Origin of the sequence: Pseudoalteromonas sp. NBT06-2 (assembly GCF_002276045.1) — a bacterium.
Taxonomy (GTDB): domain Bacteria; phylum Pseudomonadota; class Gammaproteobacteria; order Enterobacterales; family Alteromonadaceae; genus Pseudoalteromonas.
In genome coordinates this window covers 1-2,624 of sequence record NZ_NQMR01000221.1, presented here as the reverse complement: position 1 = coordinate 2,624, position 2,624 = coordinate 1, and the positions used below count along the sequence as shown (strand labels likewise).

The window sequence follows — 2,624 nt, the reverse complement described above, 5'->3', positions numbered from 1 at the left end:
AAGGTTCTGCATAGCGACTAATACAACTAATATCAGTTAAATCTTTTATTTACACGTAAATCTTTTTGAAAAACGCTCAATACGTTTTCAAGCTTTTCTGTTAGTTCGGGATTCGTCAGCTGATTACTATCTATGTCAAAGTTCTCATAAAAGCTTGGAATACTTAAGGAACCTACCACTTTACCATCAAAATGTGGCGCTCCATTTTCTGCTAATCCCAGCACCGTTTTTCCACCGCCAGCGCCAGGAGAGGTTGAAAGCATGATAGTTGGTTTTCCTTGATAAACATTTCTGTCAATTCTGCTGAGCCAATCAAACAAGTTTTTAAATGCTACCGTGAAATTTCCATTGTGCTCAGCAAAGGAAATTAGAATTGCATCGGCCTGCTTTATACGTTTCGCAAATGCATGTGCACTATTAGGAATACCGTATTCTTCTTCTAGATCAATGTTGTAAATGGGTAAATCAAAATCATTAATTTCAACGTAATCAATTTCTGTGTGCGATAATTTACTCGCGGCGAGTTTCACTAAGTGTTTGTTAATCGACTTGCGTGAATTGGTGGCGGCAAAAGTTAGTATTTTCATGATGAATCCTATATATTTTGTGGAATGATTATATATCTCGAAACAAGGAGGTAAGTTTAGTAATTCACTCACTTAACGAGCCCAGTTCACCAGCGTGGTAGCGTTCGGCTACTTCATTGTTTTCTTCCTGTGTGGTCATCGCAAATGGTCCTTGCTGAACGAATGATTCGTTGATTGTCTCACCCGATAGAAGGGCAAAATGGCTTAGTTCTGCCGAAGTACCTCTAACTCTTAGTGTCGCTTTGTCAGTCTCGCTTATCGTAATTGACTGGCCTTGGTCTAAGCGTAACCATTTATCTTCCAATTTGTATTCAATCGCCCTTTCAACTGCGTAAACCCATGCGTTAAAGTTGTGTGGAATAATGTGTTCAAATGATGAACTTTCATCCGTATATCCATCGAGAATAGTGAATGGCCACACAGAGCTAGTTTTAGTTGCTACTTGATTGCTTTGCCCGATTACTACTCTAACTCTATAGCCTTCACCTTCTAGTGTTGCCATATCTTCTCGTTTCACATACAAGGAGCTAGGGCTTTCATTTTTAAGTCGTGCAGGTAAATTGATAAACATCTGTAATCCGTGAACTTTTGCACCTTCTCGCGGTTTTTCGTCATGTATTGCGCCGCTACCGGCATTCATCCAATATAGGTCCCCCGCTTGAATATCAAAATCGTTTCCTAGTGAATCTCTGTTGTTAAATTTTCCTACGGTGTCTTCAAACAAAACTGATACAGCTGAAATACCCGCGTGTGGGTGTGCTCCAAATGTTGGTGTGGTCATTGTGTAATGGTCGACCATGATGATCGGATCCATAGTCCCGGAAAATTGTGTGTGACGAAATCCCAACCCGCTAAATCCATCGCCAATCTTAAGTGTTTGTCCTGATACTGGCTGAAGAGCACTGATGTTTTTCTGATTAGTCATTGTTTTTTCCGTTCCATTTATTGTGTTTTAATTAATATATCAATTTGTTTTTAGGTAAAAAACCGTTAATATTCAAACTTAGCGTTCCATATTCAGGACAATAAAGTGAAAGTTGATTTGAATGATTACTTCTATTTTGTGCATGTTGTTGAAAAAAAAGGCTACACCGCAGCGGCTAATGCGCTGAATATGCCTAAGTCGCGGTTGAGTCGCCATGTAGTACAGCTGGAAGATCGTCTTAATGTTCGCTTATTACAGCGAACATCGCGCAACGTTACTGTTACTCAAGAAGGGCAAGTATTCTATCAACATGCGAGGAAACTTGTCGATGCAATGGAGTTAGCTGAAGCTGCGATGGTAAATAGATCTGGCAACTTGGCCGGGAAAGTCGTGATAAGTTGTTCAACAGGTGTAGCCCAGTTTGCGTTACTCGATATTATTACTGAATTTGCCAAATTACACCCTGCTGTACTGATTGAACAAAGGGTGAGTAATACCATTGTTGATTTGGTAGCAGAAGGTGTCGACATTGCTATTCGCGGTCATAGTGGTGAATTACCAGATTCAAATTTAATTCAACGATTCATTACTAAAGTAGAGTGGCCGTTATATTGTGCTCCGAGTTATTTGGAACAGAATGGGAAAATTGATACGCCGTACGATCTCGCTGATTGCCGGTTTCTCAAAGTAGGGCGTGGTAACCAGAAAGCTGTGATCCCACTTTTGAATAATAATGGTTTACGTACGCATCAAACGACTAACATTGTGATGTTGTCGGAAGACATGTCGACATTAAGGCAAGCGACAATTGAAGGGGTAGGCGTTATTGCTCTTCCTGATTATGTTTGTAAAAAAGCAATACAATCAGGAGAGTTGATAAGAGTGTTACCAGATTGGCTTTTTCAATCAGCCAGTTTGAGCCTTCTTATGCCATCTCGATTAGGTGTGCCTGCGCATACAAAAGTATTCGCAGACTTTATTCGCGAAAAGCTACCATTGGCAGTAAAACCGTAGGTTGTTAGAGGTAGCTTTTGGTCTTGATACAAACCAAGAATGCCCGAGGCGTTTACACTAGGTAAATTAAACTGAAAACTAGACATAATTTTCTTACT

At 40.1% G+C, this 2,624-nt stretch carries 3 protein-coding genes; 1 reads left to right on the top strand and 2 read right to left on the bottom strand.

Annotated features, from left to right (window positions below):
• Positions 1–32: 32 nt before the first annotated feature.
• Positions 33–587 carry an NADPH-dependent FMN reductase gene (locus tag CJF42_RS24230; protein WP_095369098.1) on the bottom strand — a complete coding sequence of 185 codons (555 nt, stop codon included), beginning with the start codon at positions 585–587 and terminating at the stop codon, positions 33–35.
• A 64-nt stretch (positions 588–651) separates the two neighbouring features.
• Positions 652–1,512: a pirin family protein gene (locus CJF42_RS24225; RefSeq protein WP_095369097.1), complete on the bottom strand. Its 861-nt coding sequence runs from the start codon at positions 1,510–1,512 to the stop codon at positions 652–654.
• A gap of 105 nt (positions 1,513–1,617) precedes the next feature.
• Between CJF42_RS24225 and CJF42_RS24220 the strand changes: the two genes are divergently transcribed.
• A complete protein-coding gene (locus CJF42_RS24220; RefSeq protein ID WP_095369096.1) occupies positions 1,618–2,526 on the top strand; it encodes a LysR substrate-binding domain-containing protein in 909 nt (302 codons plus the stop codon).
• The last annotated feature ends 98 nt before the right edge of the window (positions 2,527–2,624 follow it).